The following is a 23,598-nucleotide window of genomic DNA, read 5'->3' as shown; positions in this document are numbered from 1 at the left end:
GATCAGGCTCCTTCTGTCAAATACTCGTCCAGCATATCGTCCTTAATCCGTTTTAGTTCTGTCCGCGGTAGCATCGCCAAAAGTTCCCAGCCAAGGTCTAACGTTTCTTCGATAGATCGATTTTCATAGAAACCTTGGTTGACATATTCTTCTTCAAATCTTTCCGCAAACTTCGCGTAGATCTTATCAACATCCGATAAAGCGGAATCCCCAAGTACGACAGCCAATTCCTTGGCTTGCTTTCCTTGTGCATAGGCCGCAAACAACTGATTCATCGTCGGTGCATGATCTTTACGCGTCTTCCCTTCACCGGTACCTTTATCCTTCAAACGAGAAAGCGAAGGCAGCACATCGATTGGTGGTTGGATTCCGTTCTTATCTAACTCACGAGACAAAATGATTTGTCCTTCGGTGATATACCCGGTCAAATCGGGGATTGGATGAGTTTTATCATCTTCAGGCATCGTCAAGATGGGAATCTGAGTAACTGATCCCTTCAAGCCGCGAATTCTGCCGGCACGTTCATACAAGGTTGCCAAGTTGGTATATAAATACCCCGGGTAACCACGACGTCCTGGTACCTCCCGACGAGCGGCTGAAATTTCTCGTAAAGCCTCACAATAGTTGGTCATATCCGTCATGATAACTAAAACGTGCATGCCTTTTTCATAAGCCAAATACTCCGCCGCTGTCAAGGCCATTCGAGGTGTAGCGATCCGCTCAATAGCGGGATCATTTGCTAGATTCATAAAGACCACTGAGCGATCAATTGCCCCTGTTTGACGGAAATCTTCCATGAAAAATTCCGCTTCTTCAAAGGTAATCCCAATTCCGGCAAAGACCACCGCAAAATCATCTTCGGTGTTCAGTACTGTGGCTTGTCTGGCGATTTGTGCAGCCAACTCCTTATGGGGAAGACCGAAACCTGAGAATACTGGCAACTTTTGACCCCGCACTAAGGTATTTAAGTGGTCAATTGCTGAGATACCGGTTTGGATAAATTCATCCGGATAATCCCGGGAAACCGGATTGATTACTTCTCCGTTGATGTCGACATTTTTTTCAGCTAAAATTTCCGGTCCACCATCTTTAGGACGACCCAAGCCGTCAAAAACCCGGCCGACCATATCTTCCGAAACACCTAGCTCTAACGGATGTCCCAAAAAGCGTGCAGTGGATTCTTTCAAATTGATTCCACTCGTTCCTTCAAAAATTTGGACCAGCGCTTTATCTTCGTGAATTTCCAGAACTTGTCCACGACGCAGCTCACCATTACTTAAACGGATTTCTAAAAGTTCTTCATATTTAATGCCTTCGACTTTATCAATTGCCATCAAAGGGCCGACCACTTCATTGATCGTACGATATTCCTTAATCATTGGTCATTCCCCCTTCAGCGATGATCGCTTGGACTTCTTTCACGATATCGGCATTGATCGTATCTAATTTTTCTAATTCTGTTTCTGGAACGTATTTGCTTCGCGCGATCCGATCGCGTAAAGTAACAGTTCCGTCGATAATTTCTTTCAAGTACGTTCCTAATTCTAATGCCCGTTGGCCTTCCTTATTGAAGGTCAAAATATTATTCAACATTTTAAACTGTTTTTCTCTTGATGAAAAAGTATCCGTATCATCAAAAGCATTTTGCTGCAAATAGTCTTCTCGCAATGATTTTGTGACTTCTAAGGTCAAACGATCACGTTCAGAAAGCGAATCAATCCCGACTAAACGAACGATTTCATTTAATTCAGATTCCTTTTGTAGCATCCGCATACCTTCACCGACCATTTGAGACCAATTCGCTTGTAAATCATTGTCTAAATATTTACCTACTTCAGAAGAGTATAAGGAATAACTTTGCAACCAATCAATCGAAGGAAAGTGGCGTTGTTGCGCCAAAGTCGCACTTAAACCCCAGAAAACTTTTACCACTCGCAACGTATTTTGTGTAACTGGTTCTGAGGTATCCCCACCCGATGGTGATACCGCACTGATTGCCGTGATTGAGCCTTCCCGTTGATCACTTCCAAGAGCGATTACTCGACCTGCTCGTTCATAATATTCAGCCAGACGACTTCCTAGATAAGCCGGATAGCCTTCATCCCCAGGCATTTCTTCCAGACGACCACTCATTTCCCGCAACGCTTCCGCCCAACGTGAAGTCGAGTCCGCCATAATCGCGATGTTGTAACCCATATCGCGGAAATATTCGGCAATCGTGATCCCTGTATAAATCGAAGCTTCACGTGCCGCTACCGGCATATTTGACGTATTCGCAATTAAAATCGTCCGTTCCATCAAAGACTCCCCGGTTGTCGGGTCGATTAATTCTGGGAACTCATTCAATACATCGGTCATTTCATTTCCACGTTCACCACAGCCAACATAGACAACGATGTCCACATCAGCCCATTTAGCAATCTGATGCTGAACAACGGTTTTCCCTGCCCCAAAAGGTCCCGGCACAGCTGCCGCCCCACCTTTTACGACTGGAAAAAAGGTATCAATTACACGTTGACCAGTAATCATTGGTGCCTCTGGATTTAATTTTTCAGACACCGGACGCCCCTTACGGACTGGCCATTTTTGCATCATCGTGAATTCTTGCGGGCCGTTCTGTGTTTCAATCACATAAACTGTTTCATCGATCGTAAATTCACCCGCTGAAATTTTCTTCAAAGTCCCTGAAATACCATTTGGCACCATGATTTTGTGAGTGATCAATTTCGTTTCTTTCACCGTTCCGACGATATCACCGGCAGAAACGTTCATCCCTTCTTCTGCCGTTGCTTCAAACCACCATTTTTTTTCATGGTCTAAAGCTGCGATCTGTAATCCGCGGCTTAAAAAATTACTATTTGTTTGTTCCTTAAAAGTATCTAACGGACGTTGGATACCATCAAACATTTGAGAAACGATCCCCGGTCCTAATTCTACCGAAAGAGCTTCTCCGGTTGTTCTTACTGGTTCGCCTGGTCCGATCCCTGCTGTTTCTTCGTATACTTGGATAGAAGCGACATCGCCACGCATCTCGATAATTTCGCCGATGACGCCCAGGTCTCCGACGTAACAAATATCTTGAATAGCTGCTTGCTCCATCTTTTCCGCCATTACTAGTGGACCAGAAACTTTTATTATTCTACCTTCTTGCAAGTCATTAGCTCCTTCTTCATATTAAAGTATTCATTTTTCCAAATATTGGAAAAATGAGGTGTATTTTCATCCGTATGTCATTCCTCTATGGTTTTCCGCACTCATTTAGTTCAAACCAGTTTTTTTCATGAACCTTGTTAACTGCGAAAAGAGGAACTGAAATCCTTTATAAAATATTCTGCCCGACTGCTCGTTCGACTTGTCCTTGAATCATAGCTTTGCCGATTCCCAATGTTCCTTCGTGATTCGGGATCAGTACGATTGCAGGAATCATCTGCTCCTCATAGCGCTTAATCGTATCTGGTACAAGCTGTGCAAATTCTTCCGTAATATAGATGATGCCATACTCATTTTTAGCCATCTCGTCGATTTGACGTCGAATCATCTGCTTATCTTTCGTTGTTCGGGTATCAAAATCAAAGAGTTTAAATGGTAAGATCGAGTCTTTATCGCCAATGGCGCCAATTTTATGAGCCATAAGTCTCACGCATCCTCTCTCTAATTTGTTCATTGGTTAAGCCTACGCGTTTACCGGTAATGATTAAACGCAGATTTTTCGATTCAATCGATTTTGCGTTTAACAACGCTAAGACCGGCAATGGTCCAAAGGCTTGTGTTTGCGCCGATTCATAATAGCTCGTCAAATAATCATCGCAAAGTCGTTCTAGCTGACTCAAATCAATCGTATTATTTTCAACGATTGGATCGATGATTTCTCCGTAAGAAGTCGTCTTAAGATAGGTAGTCAACTGCTCTAAATCACCTTCCACATAAGTTAACAATTCTTCTTTTGGAACACTACCATGGCTAGATAACACCGTTGACATAAAGTTACGACTGCGTTTTTGCTTGATGCCGCGGGCGGTCATTAAAAAGTTCGTAAAATCAATAAAGCCAATCACTTCTTTAATCAGCTCTGGTTCACCAATCTTATCTGCGACTTTTCGTTGGCAATACAAATATTTACGGTCCAAAATAATATCGATTCCTTGCAAGCTGTTAGATTCCTCGAAGTGCTCCCGCACCTCTTGAATACTCTCGAGTAAAATCTTCGGCAAGCTACTGGCTTGCCCCGTACGAATCGCCGTCTTGATTTGTTCGATCGAATAAAAACCATCATAAATATAAAGCGTATCAAAATCTTGATCTAATAATTCAGCTTTGATCAGAGCTTTGAGGTTATGAAAAGTAAATCGCATCGTATATATCCAAACAACATCCGGATCAGGAACCAGTTTCACTAATTCCCTTAGCAGATCCGCATTCGCTTGACCTAAAGCCTCTTCAAAGCTCTCATAAAAATCTCCCTGCAAATAATCCCCGTAAATCGTCCCTCTAAGCAGCGTTTCCACCTCAGCCAAATCCTCGGCCTTCAACATGCGCGCCATCAATTCTGGGGGCAATAGTTCTAATTCCTTCAAACGAACCAGCGGATTCAATTCATGATACGTAGATTGTTTCATTCAATTCCTCCTAATTCGTGTTACTGTATTCATTTTTCAAAAAAAACGAAAAATGAGTTTGATTCTCATGCCGTATATCATTCCTCTAGACTGTGTCAATTTGTTAAGAGCTAGCTCGTATTTTAGAATTTTTTTTTCGTACGCATACCATTCTACTAATCTTGCTAAAGCAAGAAGTAGAACTGGCAAAAGAGGAACTGACATCCTAATTCGTATTACTGTATTCATTTTTCTAAAAGCGAAAAATAAAATCCATTACTTCAGCTTACTCAAAAAGTGTTTGAGCAAATTGGAAGCTTTCCCGCTCTTGAATTTCTCGCACCAAACTTTGGTAGAGAAAATTATATTGTACGCCGTCTTTGTCTAAAATAAAGCCCGCCTGTTTGGAAATAGGCGTATCTCCCATCACTAAACGATAGCTAAGAACGCCATTTTGTTCTTCCAACCATTTTTTCGTAAAGATCGACTGGGATTTTTCACCTGGAATAAAAACCAGTTCATCTTGTAACGATAGTTTCTCCAAAGCTGCATGGGCAAAAGCAAGCTGTTCTTTTTCCGACCAGGATTCCATCTGAATAACTGCCTCACTGAAGACCCGCTCCAAGATTGCTTGTTTCTGATTTAAAATCATTTGCTTTTGTGCCACCTGTTGGCGGTTTTTGGCTTGTTTATAATTATTTTCCAGATTTTTTATACTTTTTTCCAGACGTATAGTGTGTTCAGCCTCAATTTCAGTTAATTCTGCCTGAAATTCTTGATCGATCCGCGCCGTTTCTTTGTCTTTTAACTGACGTTGGTCCTGCTCGGCTTGCTGATTCAGTTGTTCCACTATCTTTTCGATTGCTTCCATCAAATAGCTCCTTATTCATATTAATGAATCATTTTTCAAAAAGTCTGAAAAATGAGGTTGATTTTCATGCCGTATACCATTCTGCTACCCAACACATTCTTTTTGATCCTGCTAAAGTTAATTACAGCTTCTTCAGTGGGTTTCTGCAAAAAGCAGAACTGGCATCCTTATTCATATTAATGAATCATTTTTCAAAAAATCTGAAAAATGAGGTTGATTTCATGCCGTGTATCATTCTGCTATCAGCTTGATTCTTTCTCATTAAAAATCACGTAAGCCGCTTTTCGATTTGAATACTGTGAAAAGCAGAAGTAGCATCCTTATACTTGACCGACTAATAAGAACGAGATAACAAATCCTAAAATCGCATAGGTTTCAACCATGGCAGCAAAAATGATCCCTTTTGTAGAATGTTCTGGTTTTTTCGCTAAGATTTGAATCCCAGCCGCTGCAACTCTACCTTGGGCGATCCCTGAGAATAAACCAGTGAAAGCGATCGGTAATGCTGCGCCTAGATAGCCTAACCCTTGAACGACTGTTAAATCGTTAGATAAATTCGTAAAAATCAAGAAGGCGATAACGAAGCCATACAACCCTTGAGTCCCTGGTAATAGCTGTAAAATCAATGCCTGACCAAATTTTTCTGGTTGGCTCGTGGTCAACGCCGCTGCCGCTTCCCCGGTCATTCCTACACCTTTTGATGAACCGATTCCTGAGAAGATCGTCGCTGTCGCCATACCTAAAATCGCAAAAATAATACCACCACTGTTATTGATCAAATACTCCATCATTGTCTAAAATTCCTCCAATTATTTTTCTTGTTCTATATTTACATATTTTTCTTCCGTTTTTAACGGACGGAACGCACGTCCGCCGCCTTCGTAGAATTTCCCAAAAAATTCTACATACTGTAGCCGAGCTCCATGAACATAGGCTGACAGTAAAGATAAAAAGATATTCAAACCATGTAACGCGAACATCAATAAGATACCGACACTGAAACGTGCAATCGGCGGCATGTAGCCCACTAGCATATTAAAGGCCGCCGCGATACTTCCGCCAGAGATTCCTAACGCCATCAGACGAGTGTAACTCACTAGATCGCCGATATAACTAGTAATGCCATACAAATTATAAGCACCCTTTGCCAATCCCTTGATTTTGGATTTTGACTGCAACATCGGTGTGACAACGATCAGTAAAGCACTTAAACAAGCCAACCCGACGCCAATCATAAAGAGTGATTGATTGTTTAACAACATTTTTCCTAACCCGCCGATAATTGCACCGATCATAATTCCTTGCCAAGCAAAACCGTCTGAAACCGCGCCTAAATAATTTTTAGCCTTGATATTTTCAGCCGCCGACAGACCCAAACCGATAAATATTTGGATTACACCAAAAACGATAGACAAAATCAAAATACTGATGACATCGTCACTCGTGGAAAGAATCGGTGGATAGCCTAGTGAAAAACCGAAAAAGGAATTATAGATCAATCCCCATATAATAGTAGGAATGGCTAAAATTTGGAAAAAGCGCATGAAGCGTTCCATTCCTCTTGGCAAAATCGTTCTCAATGCAACAGTCGTCGCGACTAACATCAATGCGCCGTAGCCGGCATCTGCTACCATCATGCCGAAGAATACAAAATAAAAAGGCATGAACCACGGTGTCGGGTCAACTTCATGATATTTTGGCAGACTGTACATCTCTGTCAGCATCTCAAAGGGTCTAACTACCGCATGATTTTTTAATTTTGTCGGTATCTCTTCCTGAATTTCCGTGTCCGTAGGCTCTTCAATCTCAAGGTAAAGATTTTCTTTCCCAATCGACTCTCCTACGAATGTCTCGAAATCAATGAAACTGTCTTTCTCGATCCAACCTTGGATCAGAAAGACCTTATCATCTTTGATAAAGCGATCATGGATTAGCCAGCGATTTTTTCTAGCCAATAAGACTTCTTCAGCTGTTTCCAACGCTTCGATAACGATTTTTTTCTGTCCAATCAAGCGCGTAAGTTTTTTTTGCTCCTCAACTAGCTCTAAAGTCGCTGTTTGGATCCTTGCTAACTCAAGCTTAGGCAGCTGCGCATAATTATAGGTAAAGGCGGCTACGCTATACTGATGAACGACTTCTTGCACCGCCGCTTGTTCCCCACGTAAATATAGCAATACGAAATTAACGATCTGATCGTCGCTGTAAATAATTTCATAATGAAACTGTCTTTCCTTAACCTCATGTTCAAACAATTCCCAATTACTTGCGTCTACTGTTCCTAAAAAACACTTCGTTGAATGCAGGGCATACTCTTTTGGCAAAAAATCTAAAGCCTGCCATTTTAAAAGAATCGCTTCTTGCTCATGCAAGTTACGCTGCCGCTCATTCGCTGATGAAAAACGTTGCTCTAAGTCTTGAATGCTCGCCAACTCAGAAAATAGCGCAGATTCATCAAAAGATTCCTCTAGTTTTCGCAACGTTTGCCGTTTCCGTTTGAGATGCAGTCCTTTTTCACGGCTGCTGCCATGATGTTCGACAAACTGAATCGCATGTGTGATCTCTTCAAGCTGATTATCCAGCTTCGTAAGCGCATCTTGATTAGGCAGTGGATCAAGCTCATTGAAATAATTTTCTACCCACTGGTTGCTGACTGTTTGCTGAAAGAGATCACGGATTTCAACGCCTTGAAATCCTTGGATGGCAGATAAGATCTGTTCGCTATACCCTTTCTGGGCAATCAATGTCAGCTTGCTCATTTTACTGACCGCCATATTCTGAGATCACCCTTTCAATAATTTTATCAATCGTTTCTTGCTTTTTGAAATGATAGTTTTCTTCCATTAATGTAATTGCGTCCTCAGCATTTCGCGAAAGCTCTTGTTCTTCAGTCTCTAATTCTTGAGACAAAAGCTGTTCCCGCTCTGAAAGCGCGGTGGAAAATTCTGAACGTAATGCTTCGCGCTTCTTTTGTAAAGACGCTTTTTTTTCGGATTCATAGTCAGTTAAATCTGCTAATAATTTTTCTTTTACTCGCTCATTCTGCTCTTCAGCAGATTTGATTTTTTCTAAAGCTTCTAACACACAAACCCTCCTTTTTATACAAAAAGGGCGCAAAGCTATGAAGGCCGTTCTTCTCACCCCTTGAAGAACACGATCCTTGAAGCTTACGCCCAACCGTTGTATTTTATGGAATTTACTTTAACCAGTATAACAAAAATATTTTGCAAAAAAAAGTAAGTTTATGAATAAAATGACAGATACGAAAGATAACGATCGAAATTTAATGGTTCATTTTCGGTTTTGATCCTTTATCTTATCCGTTTTCTTTCAGTTTATTGAGGATTTCATAAATTTGGAATGGATTATTTACCTATTAGACTTTTGAGCAGTTGGATGAATGAAAATCAGTAAAAATAAGTTTGAGGTCATTCCCCTTGCTTTCATTTTTGGGATGTGATACTTAATTATTAGTATGTTTCTTATTCTGTTAAAAAATATCGAACCTAACTTATAAAGGAGTGTCTTTTTTTTGAAAAAACCAATCATCGGTATCGCAGCGAATCAACATTATCAAAATAACCAAGATTTTTTTGAACAACAATTTACTTACAGCCCTCAAGGTTTCATTGATGGCGTACACCAAGCCGGAGGCATTCCTGTTTTGCTGCCTATCAGTGATCCTGAGCTTGCCGGTGAGTATATCGAAACAATCGATAAACTATTACTAGCTGGTGGCCAAGATGTCACTCCTTTCTTGTATAACGAAGAGCCGCATCCGAAACTTGGTCCGACAAGCGTTGATCGAGATCGCTTTGAAATGGCTTTGATTAAAGAAGCAATCAAGCAAGACAAACCGATCCTGACTGTTTGCCGTGGGATACAACTACTGAATGTGACATTAGGTGGGACTTTATATCAAGACTTGTCAGAATATCCTGATTGGGAAGTTAAACACGATATGTTTCCAACGGTTCCTGACTTTGGTCTGCATTCGATTACGATTAAAGGCGATTCCACCTTGGCTCCCTTATTTGGAGAACGTGCGCAAGTAAATTCTTATCACCATCAAGCGTTGAGAAATTTAGCCGAAAGTCTCGTCCCAATCGCATGGTCTTCTGACCGGATTGTCGAAGCCGTAGAGAGTCGCGAACGAAACACTAAAATTCTTGGTGTCCAGTGGCATCCTGAATTAACTCGTCAAAATGATCCGAAAGAGCAAAGTCTCTTTGATTTTTTTGTCCAAGAATTCGAATAGTTTTAAAAGAATAATAAGGCTAGTTCGTTAAGCCAGACGTAGATATGCTCGCTGTAAAGCGATTTATTCACGTGAAAACTTTATACTTTCATTATAAAAAACAAAGAGAGCGGGGAACAAAAATTGTTCCCCGCTCTCTTATTTTAATCATCTTCAGGAGTGATTTCACCGAATGAGCTGCCGGCAAGATCCATTTCAGGATTCTTTGCTAGTCGCTCAAAGTAATCTTTTGTTTCTTTAAATACTACCGGACTTAGCAGAATCAATGCGATAATATTTGGAAAGGCCATTAAGCCGTTAAAAATATCAGCGATCGTCCAAACAGCTGTCACAGTCAAATAGGGTCCAATGAAGACGGCGAAAATATACAGTCCGCGAAAAGCAGTAGAAAATTTAGTATTCCCACCTGTTAAGTAGCTTAAGCAACGCTCTGAATAATAATTCCAACCTAAAATCGTCGTAAAGGCGAAAAAGGCTAAACAAGTCATCAATAAAAGTGAAGCGACGGTTTGCGAGATCGGCAAGGCTTCGGAAAAGGCAAAGATAGTCACCGCTGATCCTTCTAGCCCTGTTTCCCATGCTCCAGTCAAGATGATTGCCATTCCGGTCATATTACAAACAACCAATGTATCAATGAACGTTCCGGTCATTGATACCAAACCTTGGCGTACGGGTTCTTTTGATTGCGCCGCTGCTGCTGCGATTGGCGCACTTCCCAGTCCAGATTCATTAGAGAAGATCCCACGAGCGATTCCTTTTTGCATCGCGATCATCATGGCACCCATTGCCCCACCAGAAACAGCCCGTAAACCAAAGGCACTTTGAACAATTTCAACAATTACCGCTGGCAGCTTTGTAATATTCACCACAATCATGAACAAGCATAAGCTGACGTAAATCACGATCATCAATGGAACAATAATTTCTGATACGCGGGCGATTCGCTGCACGCCTCCGATCAATACAATTGCAACTAGGAGTGTCACCACTGCTCCTGAAATAATTACTGCCCATGAATACTGATTGCCAAATAAAGTGATCGTATTCGCTTTGTTAGGATCAAAAAAAGTTTCCGCAGCTGAAGTGATTCCGTTGATTTGAGCAATCGTTCCAATTCCGATCACACCGGCGATCGCTCCGAAAAAGGCAAACATTTTAGCTAACCATTTCCATTTTTGACCTAACCCATTTTCAATGTAATAAAATGGACCGCCTAACGCTTTCCCGTGATCATCAAAAGTTCGATATTTCACCGCCAATAACCCTTCGGCGTACTTAGTCGCCATTCCGAGTAGCCCGGCTAATTCAAGCCAAAACAAAGCGCCGGGTCCCCCAGCTACGATGGCAGTAGCAACACCTACGATATTTCCCGTACCGATTGTTGCAGATAACGCCGTACACAGCGCTTGAAAACTAGTAACATCCCCTGCGCCGCCTTCTTCATTTTTAACCATGTACTTCAATGCGAGTGGCAATTTACGAAGCTGAATCATCCGACAGCCGACAGTCAATAAAACACCGATTCCTAAAATCAATAGGATCATTGGTGCTCCCCAAATTAAAGAATTAAGATTTGATAAAAAATCATCCATGGTATCCCTCCCTTTTCTTGTCATTTTACCATATTTTTTAATCCAACGTTCATTTGATTAAAATAATACTTAGTTCACAATCTTAATAACCTATTTTAAAGCCTTTATGGATTTATCAACCCTTATTATGTGAAATAGATAACTTTGTTTGCCAGCAAAAAAGCATACGAAATGGTTCATTGACCATCTCATATGCTCGTAAATATTTCATATGATAAATTAAAAATCAAAATTATCCGGATCGGCCCCTAAGCGTTCATTAATATTCAACCCATCAATCTGTTTCATTTCCGCGTCGCTTAATTCAAAATCAAACACATCAAAGTTCTCTTTGATCCGTTCTTCATGAACAGATTTTGGAATGACGATGATATCACTTTGCAAATGCCAGCGAATAATCACTTGAGCAGCGGTTTTTTGATGTTTCTCACCGATTGCGACAAGTGTTGGATTTTGCAAAATTTTTCCTTGTCCTAGAGGTGACCACGCTTCAACCGCGATCCCAGCTTGCGTTAAATATTCCCGCAATGCTACTTGTGTCAAAGTTGGATGCAGCTCGATCTGATCCACCATCGGCTTGATTTTAGCAGTCGTCATCAGCTCTTCGATATGATGCTGATGGAAATTAGAAACACCGATAGCTTTTGCTCTTCCGCTCTCGTAAATCTCTTCCATTGCTCGCCATGAGTCATTAAATTTCCCTTCAACCGGCCAATGAATCAAATAAAGATCAACATAATCGAGACCTAAGCGTTCCAAGCTTTCATCAAAAGCCTTATGAGCGGATTCATAACCTTGATCGGCATTCCACAGTTTCGTAGTGACAAATAATTCTTCACGTTTGATCCCCGCTGCGCGGATACCTTCGCCGACACCTTTTTCATTTTTATAAACAGCAGCGGTATCGATCAGATGATAGCCGCTTTCGATGGCCCACTGAACGGAATTCGTCGCGTCCTTTTCATCCACACGCCAAACACCTAAACCTAAACGCGGCATTTCACTACCATTTGATAATCGCTTCGTTTTTTCCATCAGCTTTCCTCCTTATTTATGTGCTACAGGCTATCGTATCTTTTTATTGTGAGGGTCTTTTGACATTGGGTCAACTACTTTGTTTATTTGACTTTGCGATCATTTTGCATAATAGAGATCGATTGCTTCAACGCAGTCCACGCTCCGCCTTCACTATAAACCAAAACATTGGATTTATATAATTGCGCAGAGAAAGCTGTTAAGAAAATCGTAAAGACAATTAAGATCCCTAAAGAAACGAAAGCACTAGACATTTCGGCTGTCCCCGTTGCTAAACGGATCGGCATGCTGTAAGACGATAAGAATGGAATGTACGACGTAATTTTAATAATCATATTGGTTGGATCAGAAGCGCCTAAGATTAAGCCCAGCATATACCCGATCATTGAAAGATACATCACTGGCTGTACTGCCTTGGCGGTATCCTCCGGTTTACTGACTAACGATCCACATAAAGCCGAAAGAACAGCATATAAGAAAATCCCGATCAACATAAAGCCAATAATCAAGGCGACGTTCGCTCCTAAAAGACTCTTGATAGATACATTATTTATGAAACCTTGCAATATCGGTAGATCCTTAAATTGACGGAAGGCGACAACAATCGCTACCACGTAGATCAATAGTTGCGTCAAAGCCACCAATAAAACCCCTAAAAGCTTACCGTAGTAATGACTCTTGGCCTTCATGCTGGATAGTAAAACTTCCATGATCCGTGTACCCTTTTCCGAAGCGATCTCTTGAGCGATAATCGATGAATAGCTCGTGATGAACATAAACATTATGATCGTCGTTAAAAAGCTTAAAATAAATTGGATACCGGAATCTCCATCGTCACTTTTCATTTTTCCATTCTCAAAAGAGACCTTGGTTGAATCAAATTTTGCCGGTTCCATTACCTTTTGCACTTGGGCCGTGGTTAAATTCAACTGACTCGCGCGAATACTTGCTTGCATCGAACTTAAAATTTGTTGCAACTGTGTTTCCGTTGAGGTGCCTAGCGATGCCTTACTATAAAGTTTGCCGGATATTTGATCTTCACCCATTTTTAAATCAAGATAGGCGTCGATTTTTTTATCCTCTAGCTGCTGTTGCGCTTTTTTATCGCCATCCACTGTTTTAAACGTATAATCTTTGTTTTTCGTCTTTGCCAACTGTTCCGCTACCGCTGGTTGGTCAGTCACGATCCCGATCTTGCTGATATCATTGGCATCCCCGAAGAAATGTTGAGACAAATAGAAAATTCCCATAACGAGAAACGGCGCTAAGATCATAATAACGAATGCCGTGGATTTCACGTTTTTCTTGTAAACATCTTTAATGATAATGCCCATTTTACTCATTTGACGCACCTGCTTTCCATTTAAAGATTTCTTCGAGGGTTGGCGGTTGCTGATTAAACATTGGGATATAGCCATCCTTCGTCGCTTCTGTAAAGATCGCTTGCCCAGCGCTAGGATCATCTAAAGTAATATCAAAGCTACCATCCTCTTTTGGCAGGACCGACTGCACACCTGGAAAAGCGCTTAGTTGTTCTTGCGTCAAATGTGATTCCAAATATAATTTACTCCGACCAAAGGATTCGCGGATTTCATGAACCTTGCCATTCAAAACAGTTTTACCGTTATTTAACATAATCAAGTGGTCACAAATTTTTTCAACATTGTCCATGTTGTGACTAGAGAAGATGACACAAGAGCCTTTTTCCTTCAACTCGATGATGCCATTTTTTAATAGTTCCGCATTGACTGGGTCTAATCCGCTAAATGGTTCATCCAAAATAACTAGCTTTGGCTCATGGATCAGTGTTGAGATCAATTGAACCTTTTGTTGATTCCCTTTAGAAAGGGATTTTACTTTATCGGTTTTCTTTCCTTTGACTTGGAATTTTTCCATCCATTCGTCAATTTTAGGCGCGATCTCCTGTTTGCTCTTTCCCCGCAACGAGGCAAAGAATAATAATTGATTTTCAATCGTTACTTTTGGATACAAACCGCGCTCTTCAGGCAAGTAACCAATCGTGTCGTAGTCTTTACCCGATAGTGGATGTCCATTCCAAGAAACACTTCCAGAATCCTTCGATAGAAAATCTAAAATCAAACGGAAGGTCGTTGTTTTCCCGGCTCCGTTTTGTCCAATCAATCCTAAAATTTTGCCGTCTTCGATCGTAAAATCCATATTATCTAATGCCTTATACGTGCCGAAGCTTTTACTCAAGTGCTCAACCTGTAACATTTTCTCACTCCTTATAATTTCTTTTTGAAATAAAAATAGCCAACCAGATAACTGATTAGAAATACCCATAATAAACAAGTTGCCGTATACATTAATTTCCTTGAAATAAAACTGCCAATCATACTCAGAATAACTAAAACGAAGCTCATTACGAAGCTAGTGAAACGAAGTGCTTTGCCGTTGATCTGCAAGTTCCGTTCATCCGTTCGAGCAATTCGCTGCGTTCTCAATTTTTTTGGGTCTTGCATAATCTGGCGATTCCGCAAAATGAAAAGAATAAAAACAATTGTGATAGAGGAAAAAAAGCCCATTAAAAAGCCCACGGCGGATTCACTGATCTCCAACTGATAGACTCGCGGCCCAATCAGAAGAATTACCATGCAAACAATCATGAAAAGGATCGCTATAAAATAGCCTATATTAAACTTACGCAATTTCTCACGATATTCGCGGTCAGCCTTGGATAATTTTTCCATCATTCTTCCTCCTCCTCTTCAAAAATAAAAATATCTTCAATCGTCAAATCAAAAAAACGAGCAATCTTATAGGCTAAAATCAACGAAGCATTGTAACGACCATTTTCCAAAGAAATAATCGTTTGACGTGTCACTTCCAATTGGTCAGCCAAATCACTTTGGGTCAGCTTGCGCTCTTTACGTAACTTTTGAATACGATTCTGCAAACGATCACCCCTTCATGTACAGTGTCCTTTACTTTTGTTTCAAAAAGTATAGCACCCTTTACTTTTTATGTAAAGGGTGCTATACATTATTTTTTCTGTAGTTGTTGGTGAGTCTTCTCAGCGACTGCTTTCGGCAATCCGACTTTTTGTAATTCTTCGATAGAGGCTGCTTGAATATTTTTTAATGATTTAAATTCCTTTAGCAGCATTTTTTTGCGTTTCGGTCCTAATCCATCGATATTATCCAGTTTCGAAGCAAAACTATTTTTACTTCGCAATTGCCGATGGAAAGTGATGGCAAAGCGATGGACTTCATCTTGGATACGCTGCAGCAAGAAAAATTCTTGCGAGTTGCGTTCTAATGGGACGACCGTTAATTCTGGTCCGTACAATAATTCACTGGTTTTGTGCTTATCGTCTTTCGCCAAACCTGCGATTGGAATATCGATCCCTAGTTGATTAGCTAGCACGTCTTTGGCAACATCTACTTGGCCTTTCCCTCCATCGATCACAATCAGATCTGGGAACGGTAAGCCCTCCTTTAAAACACGAGAATAGCGGCGATAAATAACTTCTCGCATAGAGGCATAGTCATCGGGGCCTTTGACAGTTTTGATTTTGTATTTCCGATATTCCTTCTTGGCAGGTTTTCCATCGATAAAAACCACCATCGCCGAAACGGGATCGGTTCCCATGATATTGGAGTTATCAAAAGCTTCAATCCGTATTGGAGCCGGAATATTCATCGCATCGCCTAATTTTTCCACGGCTCCGATCGTCCGGGCTTCACTGCGGCCGATTAAGTCAAATTTTTCATTCAAGGCGACCTGCGCATTTTTACCGGCTAGTTTCACCAATTTTTTCTTTTCTCCCCGTTGTGGTTGCAATACTTTCGTATCCAGCATCACTTCGACACTTGGCTTGTCGATATTATCCGGGATCAAGACTTCTTTTGGAATAAAATGCTCATTTTCTTGATAGAATTGTCCGATATAAGTTAAGAAATCTTCCTCTGCTTCATTATAAAAAGGGAACATTGAAACATCTCGTTCAATCAATTTTCCTTGACGAACGAAGAAAACTTGCACACACATCCAGCCTTTGTCTGTCGCGTAACCAAAAATATCCCGATCGACTAGATCCGTATTCGTCATCTTTTGTTTGGTCATGACGGTCTCAATCGCTCTGATTTGATCACGATATTCCGCCGCCTTTTCAAATTCCATATCGACTGCTGCTTGATTCATTTTTTCGATCAACTGGTCTTGAATCTCGGTGTGTCCGCCATTAAGAAAGTTTTTAATTTCTTCCACCATGTCTTTATAAATTTGTGGATCTACATGGAAAGCATAGGGACAGAGACATTGACCTAAATGATAGTACAGGCACGGTGTTTTTTGTGACGGCTTGCATTTCCGCAATGGAAACAGCCGGTCCAACAATTTTTTGGTTTCATTCGCCGCGTTGACGTCAGGATACGGGCCAAAATAATGAGCCTTGTCCTTCAAAACTTTCCGAGTAATCATCAAACGTGGATATTTTTCGTTGGTGATTTTTAAAAATGGATAGGTCTTGTCGTCCTTCAGCATGATATTGTACTTAGGATCATTTTTCTTGATCAAATTGATCTCAAGCAGCAATGCTTCAATATTGGATTCGGTCACTATGTATTCAAAATCTTCAATCTCGCTAACTAACCGCTCCGTCTTGGTATTATGACTGCCGGTGAAATACGAACGGACACGGTTTTTTAAAATTTTGGCTTTCCCTACATAAATAATCGTTCCATTTTTATCTTTCATTAAATAGCAGCCCGGTTGATCTGGCAGGATCGCTAATTTATTCTTGATTCTTTCGTTCATGCGTTGTTTCCCTTCTCATCAAAAAGACTTTTGAACTGCCTATAGTTAGTATACTACCACTCTTTCTGATGTCATTCTTTCAGGTCTTCTTTTGTAGAAATAAATTTTAATCGTAAAAAGAGAGATACGACAAAATCTGTCATATCTCCCTATTCACGAATAGATTGTGTGACGAAAGTAACTTCTGCCACAACCTTATCCTTAAATTACATATGAGTCTTGATTAACTCTTGTAGTTGATCCTTTGTATGAACACCAATCACTTTATCAACGACTTGTCCATCTTTTTTCAAAACAAGGGTTGGGATGCTCATAATGCCAAATGATGCTGGCGTTTCAGGATTTTCATCCACATCCATTTTTACGATTCTAAATTCATCTTCGTCATATTCTTCGGATAATTGATCTAAGATCGGTGCTTGCATGCGACAAGGACCACACCAGGTTGCCCAAAAGTCGATTAAGACAAGTCCGCTATCTGTTTCTTCGCTAAACGTTTTATCAGTAACTACTTGTGACATTTGAATTCCTCCTATATTAGCTTCGGATACTAATTGTGTATCCTTTTTCTTACTAAAAGTAGTATAGCACGCTGGCTTTTTCTACGCTACTCTTCTGCTTACACTTGTAAACTATTTAAACGTTACCACCGTTGCACCGTTGCCGCCTTGATTTGCGGGAGCAAATTCAAAGCTTTGGACGTTTCGATTATTTTTCAGATAATCAGTGATTCCCTTTCGTAGCGCACCGGTTCCTTTGCCATGAATGATCCGAACTTGAGCAAAATTTGCAAGTAACGCCGCATCAATATATTGATCGACTTCCGCCATCGCTTCTTCATAACGTTTGCCACGTAAATCTAGCTCAGGCTTCACGCGAGCACTCGCACCTCTTTGAACGCCAGTAACGACTCGTTGTTTAGGTTCTTCGATCGGAGTTGTTAACGTCATATCCGCTTCTGCAACAGTCATCTTCAAGATACCTAATTGTACTTGCCACTGATCGTCGCCCACTTTTTTGATCAATGTTCCTCGTTGACCATAAGTTTCTACGATGACTTCATCGTTTGGCTTAAATTGTTTTTTTGCCTTCGCTTTTTGCAGCACTTTATTTTTAGTCAGGTGCTCGTCTTGTTGTAGATCGGCTAATTGGCTCTTAGCATCGATCAACTGATGTTCTTTCACATTACCTTGTCCAGACAGCTGCATTTGACGGATTTCTTTGATGATTTTCTCCGCGTTTTCTTGCGCTTCGTTAACAATTTTATTCGCTTCTTTACGGGCCTTATCCATTTCTTTTTCGCGTTCATCAAAGAAATAAGAATAAGCATTTTTCAAGTCACGATACAACTTTTCAGATTCATCGACATAATGACGAATCTCCAAGTATTCAGTTTCCGTTGCTTTTCGTTGGTTTTCTAAATCAGAGATCATCTCGTTCAAATCTTGGCTTTCCTCGTCAATGATCTGTTTTGCACTCTCAATCACCGTCGCATCTAAACCTAGTCGACGAGAAATCTCGAAAGCATTACTACGACCAGGCACGCCAATCAACAATCGGTAAGTTGGGCTTAACGTATCGACATCAAATTCCATACTGGCATTGATCGTATTCGAACGGTTGTAGCCGTAAATTTTTAGTTCTGGGTAATGGGTCGTCGCCATGACGTAGGCAGATTTCGCGCCGACCGCATCCAAAATCGCGATCGCCAAAGCCGCACCTTCTTGCGGGTCAGTTCCCGCTCCCAGCTCATCAAATAGAACCAAACTGTGTTCATCGATCTTATCTAAAATCGACACGATGTTCGTCATATGAGAAGAAAAGGTTGATAGGCTTTGCTCGATGGACTGTTCGTCACCGATATCCGCAAAAACCTCATCAAAGATTCCCATCACACTTTCTTCAGCGACTGGTAAGGGCATCCCCGCTTGACCCATTAGTTGCAAGAGTCCTAATGTTTTTAAGGAGATCGTTTTCCCACCGGTATTCGGTCCGGTAATTACCACCGCTTGGAAGTCTTCACCAATCATGATGTCATTGGCCACCGCTTTATCTTGATCCAATAGCGGATGACGAGCTTGTTTAAAATAGACATGATTTGCTTGATTAATAGTTGGTACGACTGCTTTTAAGTCTTTGGCAAACCGCGCTTTCGCATTCATTAAATCAAAACGGCCCAAAACATAGGCGTTGTGTAAAATATCCTTTCGAGGGGCCACTAATTCAGCTGACAGCTCCGCTAAGATCCGTTCGATTTCCGTTCGTTCCGCAATTTGCTGCTGACGTAAACGATTGTTTAATTCAACGATTTGTTTTGGTTCCATAAATAATGTCTGCCCAGAAGCACTTTGGTCGTGAACCACGCCGCCAAAAATACCGCGATATTCTTGTTTTACCGGAATGACATAACGATCATTTCGCATCGTGATCAGACTATCACTCAAATACTTCGCATTTTTTCCGCGAATCAATCCATCCAGCTGTTCACGAATCGTCTGCTCACTGCGCCGAATTTGGGCACGGATCGTCCGTAATTCCGAGGATGCTTCATCCCTAACACGTCCGTCTTCTTCTACTGAGCGACGGAGTTTTCCACTTAGCTCAGGTAAGGTCGTAAGCTGATCTTCCCAAAAATAAAGCCGCAAAAATTCTAGCTCGCTATCTTTTAAGTCTTCAATAAAACGAACCAACTCGCTAGTCGTTGAAAGTACCCGAGATACTTCTGCTAATTCCACCCCATTCAAGTTAGCACCAATCTCGATCCGCTTCATGTGAGGTTTGATATTGTTCAATTTAGGAATCGGCAGCCCGCCTCGTAAACGTTGGACCTTCATGCCGTCTTCGGTTTCATCCAGCCAAGCCTGAACGGTAGCTTCATCACTAGAAGGCTGTAGCTGACGAATTTCTTCTTCCCCTTGTTCCGTGGTTAAAGACTGTTGGATCTTATTTTTTACTTGTTCGAACTCTAATGTTTTTAGAATGCGTTCATTCATTTTTTCACCTTCTATATCTAATTAGAAAGGCTTCGCGAACTTCTTTCGCTTTTACGCAATTCGTTCGTGAAGCCGGACATTGAGCGCCTTGATTTTCCACTAATCGGCTCTTTCATTAAATAAACCGAAACCTGTCAAGCAGCGTCTCGGTCTTTACTTTATGCAATAGTTATCCAATAATTTTCGTTACCCATAGATTTTCAAACATCGGACTCAAGAATAGCGAATGTTCGATAATAAAACGGGCCAAACCACTTTTTTCCAATAGATCTTGGACCAAAGCCATTGGTACAAAGCTGACGACTTTCAATAGTAAGAAAATCGCGAGGTACACAATGAACACTTGCAAAATCCCAGCAATGAGTCCATCATATTGCGGGATCATCACCCGAAATAACAAATCTTTAAAAAAGATCGCGATTAAATGGGTCAATAACCAGCCAATAACTAAAATCAAGATAAAAGCAATCCCAGCGTAAAAGGCTTTGTCTAGATTAAAGGCCTGCTCGATAGAATAGTAAACCATTTTGGAATTGCTCGTTACTGACGGATAAGGAACGAATAAATCTAAATGCGATCCCAATCTCTGATAGAACATCATGGCAACGACAAATGATAGTGCGTAGCCGACAACAAATACTAACTGATACGCCAGCCCTCGCCGATAACCTGAGTAAAAAGAAAGTAAGATTGCAAATAAAATTACCAATGTTAACATAGTATCCCTCACTTATTTATTTGCCGCTCTTTTTTGGATCTCACGCTTGCGGTTTTCGTTGACAATTTGTTGTGCCTCTACGTGATTGCGGATTGGCACATCGCCTTGTCCATTTTTCCGCATGATTTCTTTAGCTTCAGCTTCGATCGCTTCGATTTTCTTGATGCGATTTTCCAGCTCAAGATTATGAGCCGCTTGTCCATCTAAAGTGAACTGCTGCTTTTCCATTTTAATCAATTCTTCTTGCTTCTTTAACTGATCCGAAACCGCATTGATTGCTAACAACATCGTAGCATTTTCTTGTGTGATCTCAGGAGATAAAGACATAATCTCATTTAACTGCTCATTGACCAACGCGGTGACCATATCCATATGTTGCTTGGATTCTCGCCCAATGATAGTATAAGTCTGACCGGCAACGACTGCCTTATAGCGGTTTTGCGCCATAGTGATCAACCTTCCTAAAAACTTATTTTACTTAAATCGCATGATGACAAAAATACTAGTATATTATATGCTAAAACCATTCGTATGTACAACTTTCATCAATCAATTACTAATTAAATTAAAGAAAAGAGAAAATTTATGAGCTCAACTGTCCTAAAATTAACAAAATCAGAAATCCAAAAATTAAAAAACTATTACACAGACTATTTGTTACACAAAAATGTTCCCTACAGTGAGTTCTCAGCCAAAAAAAATGGCGTAAGTATTACCGCCTACACGTCTGGTAAAGTTTTGTTTCAAGGAAACAACGCTGAAACCGAGGCGGCTCGCTGGGGAAAACCAGCCACAGCAGCAGCTAAGATCAGTGGGAGTCTGCCGGCTAATTTTGCTTCATTGGCTGTTTTAGGCAGTGACGAAGTTGGTAACGGCAGCTATTTTGGGCCTCTCTGTGTTTGTGCCGCTTACGCGGATAAGGAGCATTTAGCAGCATTAAAAAAATTAGGTGTCAAAGATTCCAAGATGCTGACGGATGACCAGATACGCAGCATGGCAGAAACGATCAAAGAATTGATCCCTTATAAATTATTAGTGCTTCAGCCGGAAAAATATAATGAGATCCAGCCAAAATACAACGCGGTCCGCATGAAAGTGGCCTTACACAATCAAGCAATCCGGTTATTATTAGAACAAATCGCACCGGCAAAGCCCGATGCGATTTTAATCGACCAATTCACCCCTGAAACCAACTATCAAAAATATGTAAAACAAGAGGCACAGCCTGTAAAAGAAAAAATTTATTTCGTCACTAAAGGCGAGCAGTATCATCTTGCCGTGGCCGCAGCCTCAATTATTAGTCGAGCAAGTTTCTTGGAGGAACTAGATGCCGCCTCCCACACTCTAGGAGCTAAGGTTCCCTCTGGTGCTGGTAAGCCTTCTGATGAATTAGCGGCGAAACTATTGCGTCAAGGTGGAATGCCTCTATTAAAAAAATATGCGAAACTCCATTTTGCCAATACTGAAAAAGCTCAAAAACTTGTCTAAAAAGAGAACCAACCCGTGAAAAATTCGGGTTGGTTCTCTTTTTAGATTGCTTTGCCGCCTAGATAAACTTGGCGTACATTCCGTAATTGCTGGATGTCTTTTGAAACATCCCCTTCAACAACTAAAATATCAGCCTGTAACCCTGGCTTCAATTGGCCAGTTACATCAGCTAAATCAAAGACCTCTGCTGGATTTTGAGTGGCTGTTTGAATCGCTTCAACCGGTGTCAGTCCATAACGCACCATTAATTCCAGCTCCTCAACGATTGGCACACTTGGCGCCTCTAACATCACCATATCTGTACCAGCTAAAATTTTTACGCCTTCATCATAGATTGCTTTAAAATTTTGCTCATAGGCGACGACCGAGCTTTCAAAAAAATCTAAATGATGGGAATAGGTTTCGGTAGATTGATTGGAATGATCCACGCCGACCTCTTGGACTTTTTGATTGTAATCTGCTAAAAAATGATAGGCGAACATCGTTGGCGTCCACGCTTGCTGATTGGCGGCCATTTGCTGCCCTTGTTCAAGGGTTAAAAAATTACCATGTTCAATCGTATCAAAACCGGCATCAATACACATCTGGACACCCGGCTGAGTTCCCGCGTGAACGACGCATTTCATCCCTAGACGATGCGCTTCCGCTACACCAGCGTCTAATTCTGCTTGAGAAAACTCGCAAATATCATCACGATTAGTCGTCAGTAACTTGATCCAATCTGCGCCGTCTTTCTTTTGACGACGAATCGTATGGCGAATATTTTCAACTCCGTCCACCTCTTCGATTCCATCTTCATGTCCGTGTCCGCCGGTAATGCAGATTCCTCGATCCGTATGCAAGATTCTCGGCGCTTTGACAAAGCCTTTTTCCGCCGCTAAACGTAATGTCTCCAAAAGAAATTGCGGACCACAGCAATCACGAATCGTTGTTACCCCTTTTCTTAAACAAGTCGCCGCTTGCTGCTGAGCATAGTAAGCGATCATAAAATCATTGTATCGATGTAAATCCGGCTGCGTCCAATAGTAACCTAAGTGAATATGGGCATCCATCAAGCCAGGTAAGATCGTCGCATTTTTATAATCGATTACCTCAGCTTCAGGATACTGCTGCCGCAGCTCTTCTGCCCTTCCTACCGCTAAAATTTGATCCGCCTGAAAAACGACGCCACCCTCTTCAAGCATTGTTTTTCCGTCACCAATGATTACTTTCTTAGCTAGTAATAAAAAAACCAAAAATCCCGCCTCCTTTTTGATAACGCTTACTGTATTA

22 protein-coding genes and 1 other annotated feature are annotated in these 23,598 nt (G+C 41.1%); of the genes, 2 read left to right on the top strand and 20 right to left on the bottom strand.

The genetic code is table 11. The features are described 5' to 3' along the window. Window positions 1-2: 2 nt before the first annotated feature. From IGI54_RS04355 to IGI54_RS04320, 8 genes are all read right to left on the bottom strand, one after another. Complete coding sequence (locus IGI54_RS04355; RefSeq protein ID WP_071861086.1) at window positions 3-1,379, bottom strand: V-type ATP synthase subunit B; 1,377 nt, start codon at window positions 1,377-1,379, stop codon at window positions 3-5. After that, window positions 1,372-3,153 carry a V-type ATP synthase subunit A gene (locus IGI54_RS04350; RefSeq protein ID WP_071861085.1) on the bottom strand — a complete coding sequence of 594 codons (1,782 nt, stop codon included), beginning with the start codon at window positions 3,151-3,153 and terminating at the stop codon, window positions 1,372-1,374. The genes IGI54_RS04355 and IGI54_RS04350 overlap by 8 nt, the downstream gene beginning before the upstream one ends. 166 nt (window positions 3,154-3,319) lie before the next feature. Next, window positions 3,320-3,631, bottom strand: a complete 312-nt coding sequence (locus tag IGI54_RS04345; RefSeq protein WP_071861084.1) for a V-type ATP synthase subunit F — start codon at window positions 3,629-3,631, stop codon at window positions 3,320-3,322. After that, window positions 3,621-4,616, bottom strand: coding sequence for a V-type ATPase subunit (locus IGI54_RS04340; RefSeq protein ID WP_430621256.1), 996 nt, complete (start codon window positions 4,614-4,616; stop codon window positions 3,621-3,623). Before IGI54_RS04340 ends, IGI54_RS04345 begins: the two co-directional genes overlap by 11 nt. A 265-nt stretch (window positions 4,617-4,881) precedes the next feature. Further along, window positions 4,882-5,466, bottom strand: a complete 585-nt coding sequence (locus tag IGI54_RS04335; protein WP_071861082.1) for a hypothetical protein — start codon at window positions 5,464-5,466, stop codon at window positions 4,882-4,884. Window positions 5,467-5,786: 320 nt separating this feature from the next. Next, window positions 5,787-6,257, bottom strand: a complete 471-nt coding sequence (locus IGI54_RS04330; RefSeq protein WP_071861081.1) for a V-type ATP synthase subunit K — start codon at window positions 6,255-6,257, stop codon at window positions 5,787-5,789. 18 nt (window positions 6,258-6,275) lie between these two features. Then, the gene (locus tag IGI54_RS04325) at window positions 6,276-8,237 is read right to left on the bottom strand and encodes a V-type ATP synthase subunit I (protein ID WP_430621255.1); all 1,962 of its coding nucleotides are present in this window, start codon (window positions 8,235-8,237) and stop codon (window positions 6,276-6,278) included. After that, entirely contained in the window at window positions 8,224-8,547 is a 324-nt protein-coding gene (locus tag IGI54_RS04320) for a hypothetical protein (RefSeq protein WP_430621254.1), read from the bottom strand. The genes IGI54_RS04325 and IGI54_RS04320 overlap by 14 nt, the downstream gene beginning before the upstream one ends. 47 nt (window positions 8,548-8,594) lie before the next feature. After that, window positions 8,595-8,642: a sequence feature (sodium ion sensor (DUF1646 type); this cis-regulatory element may regulate processes involved in with the transportation of sodium ions), on the bottom strand. A gap of 353 nt (window positions 8,643-8,995) precedes the next feature. Here IGI54_RS04320 and IGI54_RS04315 point away from each other — a divergent pair. Beyond that, a complete protein-coding gene (locus IGI54_RS04315; protein WP_430621253.1) occupies window positions 8,996-9,721 on the top strand; it encodes a gamma-glutamyl-gamma-aminobutyrate hydrolase family protein in 726 nt (241 codons plus the stop codon). A 143-nt stretch (window positions 9,722-9,864) separates the two neighbouring features. Here IGI54_RS04315 and IGI54_RS04310 read toward each other — a convergent pair whose 3' ends face one another. The 11 genes from IGI54_RS04310 to zapA form a co-directional block, all read right to left on the bottom strand. Next, window positions 9,865-11,313 (bottom strand): alanine/glycine:cation symporter family protein, encoded by a 1,449-nt coding sequence (locus IGI54_RS04310; RefSeq protein ID WP_430621252.1) that lies wholly within the window; start codon window positions 11,311-11,313, stop codon window positions 9,865-9,867. A 219-nt stretch (window positions 11,314-11,532) separates the two neighbouring features. Continuing rightward, a complete protein-coding gene (locus IGI54_RS04305; RefSeq protein ID WP_430621251.1) occupies window positions 11,533-12,348 on the bottom strand; it encodes an aldo/keto reductase in 816 nt (271 codons plus the stop codon). A gap of 83 nt (window positions 12,349-12,431) precedes the next feature. Further along, window positions 12,432-13,691: an ABC transporter permease gene (locus IGI54_RS04300; RefSeq protein WP_071861075.1), complete on the bottom strand. Its 1,260-nt coding sequence runs from the start codon at window positions 13,689-13,691 to the stop codon at window positions 12,432-12,434. Beyond that, window positions 13,684-14,583, bottom strand: a complete 900-nt coding sequence (locus IGI54_RS04295) for an ABC transporter ATP-binding protein (RefSeq protein ID WP_311901317.1) — start codon at window positions 14,581-14,583, stop codon at window positions 13,684-13,686. Before IGI54_RS04295 ends, IGI54_RS04300 begins: the two co-directional genes overlap by 8 nt. An 11-nt stretch (window positions 14,584-14,594) precedes the next feature. Further along, complete coding sequence (locus IGI54_RS04290) at window positions 14,595-15,062, bottom strand: hypothetical protein (protein WP_430621250.1); 468 nt, start codon at window positions 15,060-15,062, stop codon at window positions 14,595-14,597. Next, a complete protein-coding gene (locus IGI54_RS04285; RefSeq protein ID WP_071861073.1) occupies window positions 15,059-15,265 on the bottom strand; it encodes a helix-turn-helix transcriptional regulator in 207 nt (68 codons plus the stop codon). The genes IGI54_RS04290 and IGI54_RS04285 overlap by 4 nt, the downstream gene beginning before the upstream one ends. 86 nt (window positions 15,266-15,351) lie before the next feature. Continuing rightward, window positions 15,352-17,127, bottom strand: coding sequence for an excinuclease ABC subunit UvrC (uvrC, locus tag IGI54_RS04280; RefSeq protein WP_216428696.1), 1,776 nt, complete (start codon window positions 17,125-17,127; stop codon window positions 15,352-15,354). Window positions 17,128-17,333: 206 nt separating this feature from the next. Beyond that, window positions 17,334-17,648 carry a thioredoxin gene (gene trxA, locus IGI54_RS04275; protein WP_071861071.1) on the bottom strand — a complete coding sequence of 105 codons (315 nt, stop codon included), beginning with the start codon at window positions 17,646-17,648 and terminating at the stop codon, window positions 17,334-17,336. A gap of 111 nt (window positions 17,649-17,759) precedes the next feature. Then, a complete protein-coding gene (locus tag IGI54_RS04270) occupies window positions 17,760-20,120 on the bottom strand; it encodes an endonuclease MutS2 (protein ID WP_430621249.1) in 2,361 nt (786 codons plus the stop codon). A 169-nt stretch (window positions 20,121-20,289) separates the two neighbouring features. Continuing rightward, a complete protein-coding gene (locus tag IGI54_RS04265; protein WP_071861069.1) occupies window positions 20,290-20,838 on the bottom strand; it encodes a CvpA family protein in 549 nt (182 codons plus the stop codon). 12 nt (window positions 20,839-20,850) lie between these two features. Next, window positions 20,851-21,285, bottom strand: coding sequence for a cell division protein ZapA (gene zapA / locus IGI54_RS04260; RefSeq protein ID WP_071861068.1), 435 nt, complete (start codon window positions 21,283-21,285; stop codon window positions 20,851-20,853). A gap of 138 nt (window positions 21,286-21,423) precedes the next feature. On the opposite strand from zapA, the gene rnhC reads away from it, so the two are divergent. Beyond that, window positions 21,424-22,326 carry a ribonuclease HIII gene (gene rnhC / locus IGI54_RS04255; protein ID WP_430621248.1) on the top strand — a complete coding sequence of 301 codons (903 nt, stop codon included), beginning with the start codon at window positions 21,424-21,426 and terminating at the stop codon, window positions 22,324-22,326. Between the two features lie 41 nt (window positions 22,327-22,367). Here the strand turns inward: rnhC and IGI54_RS04250 are convergent, their stop codons facing one another. Further along, a complete protein-coding gene (locus tag IGI54_RS04250) occupies window positions 22,368-23,510 on the bottom strand; it encodes a metal-dependent hydrolase family protein (protein WP_071861442.1) in 1,143 nt (380 codons plus the stop codon). Window positions 23,511-23,598: the final 88 nt, after the last annotated feature.

This window comes from Enterococcus sp. DIV0800 (genome assembly GCF_050559735.1).
Taxonomy (GTDB): domain Bacteria; phylum Bacillota; class Bacilli; order Lactobacillales; family Enterococcaceae; genus Enterococcus_A; species Enterococcus_A devriesei.
The sequence above is the reverse complement of the archived record's forward strand: the minus strand, read 5'-3'. Positions and strand labels throughout refer to the sequence as shown.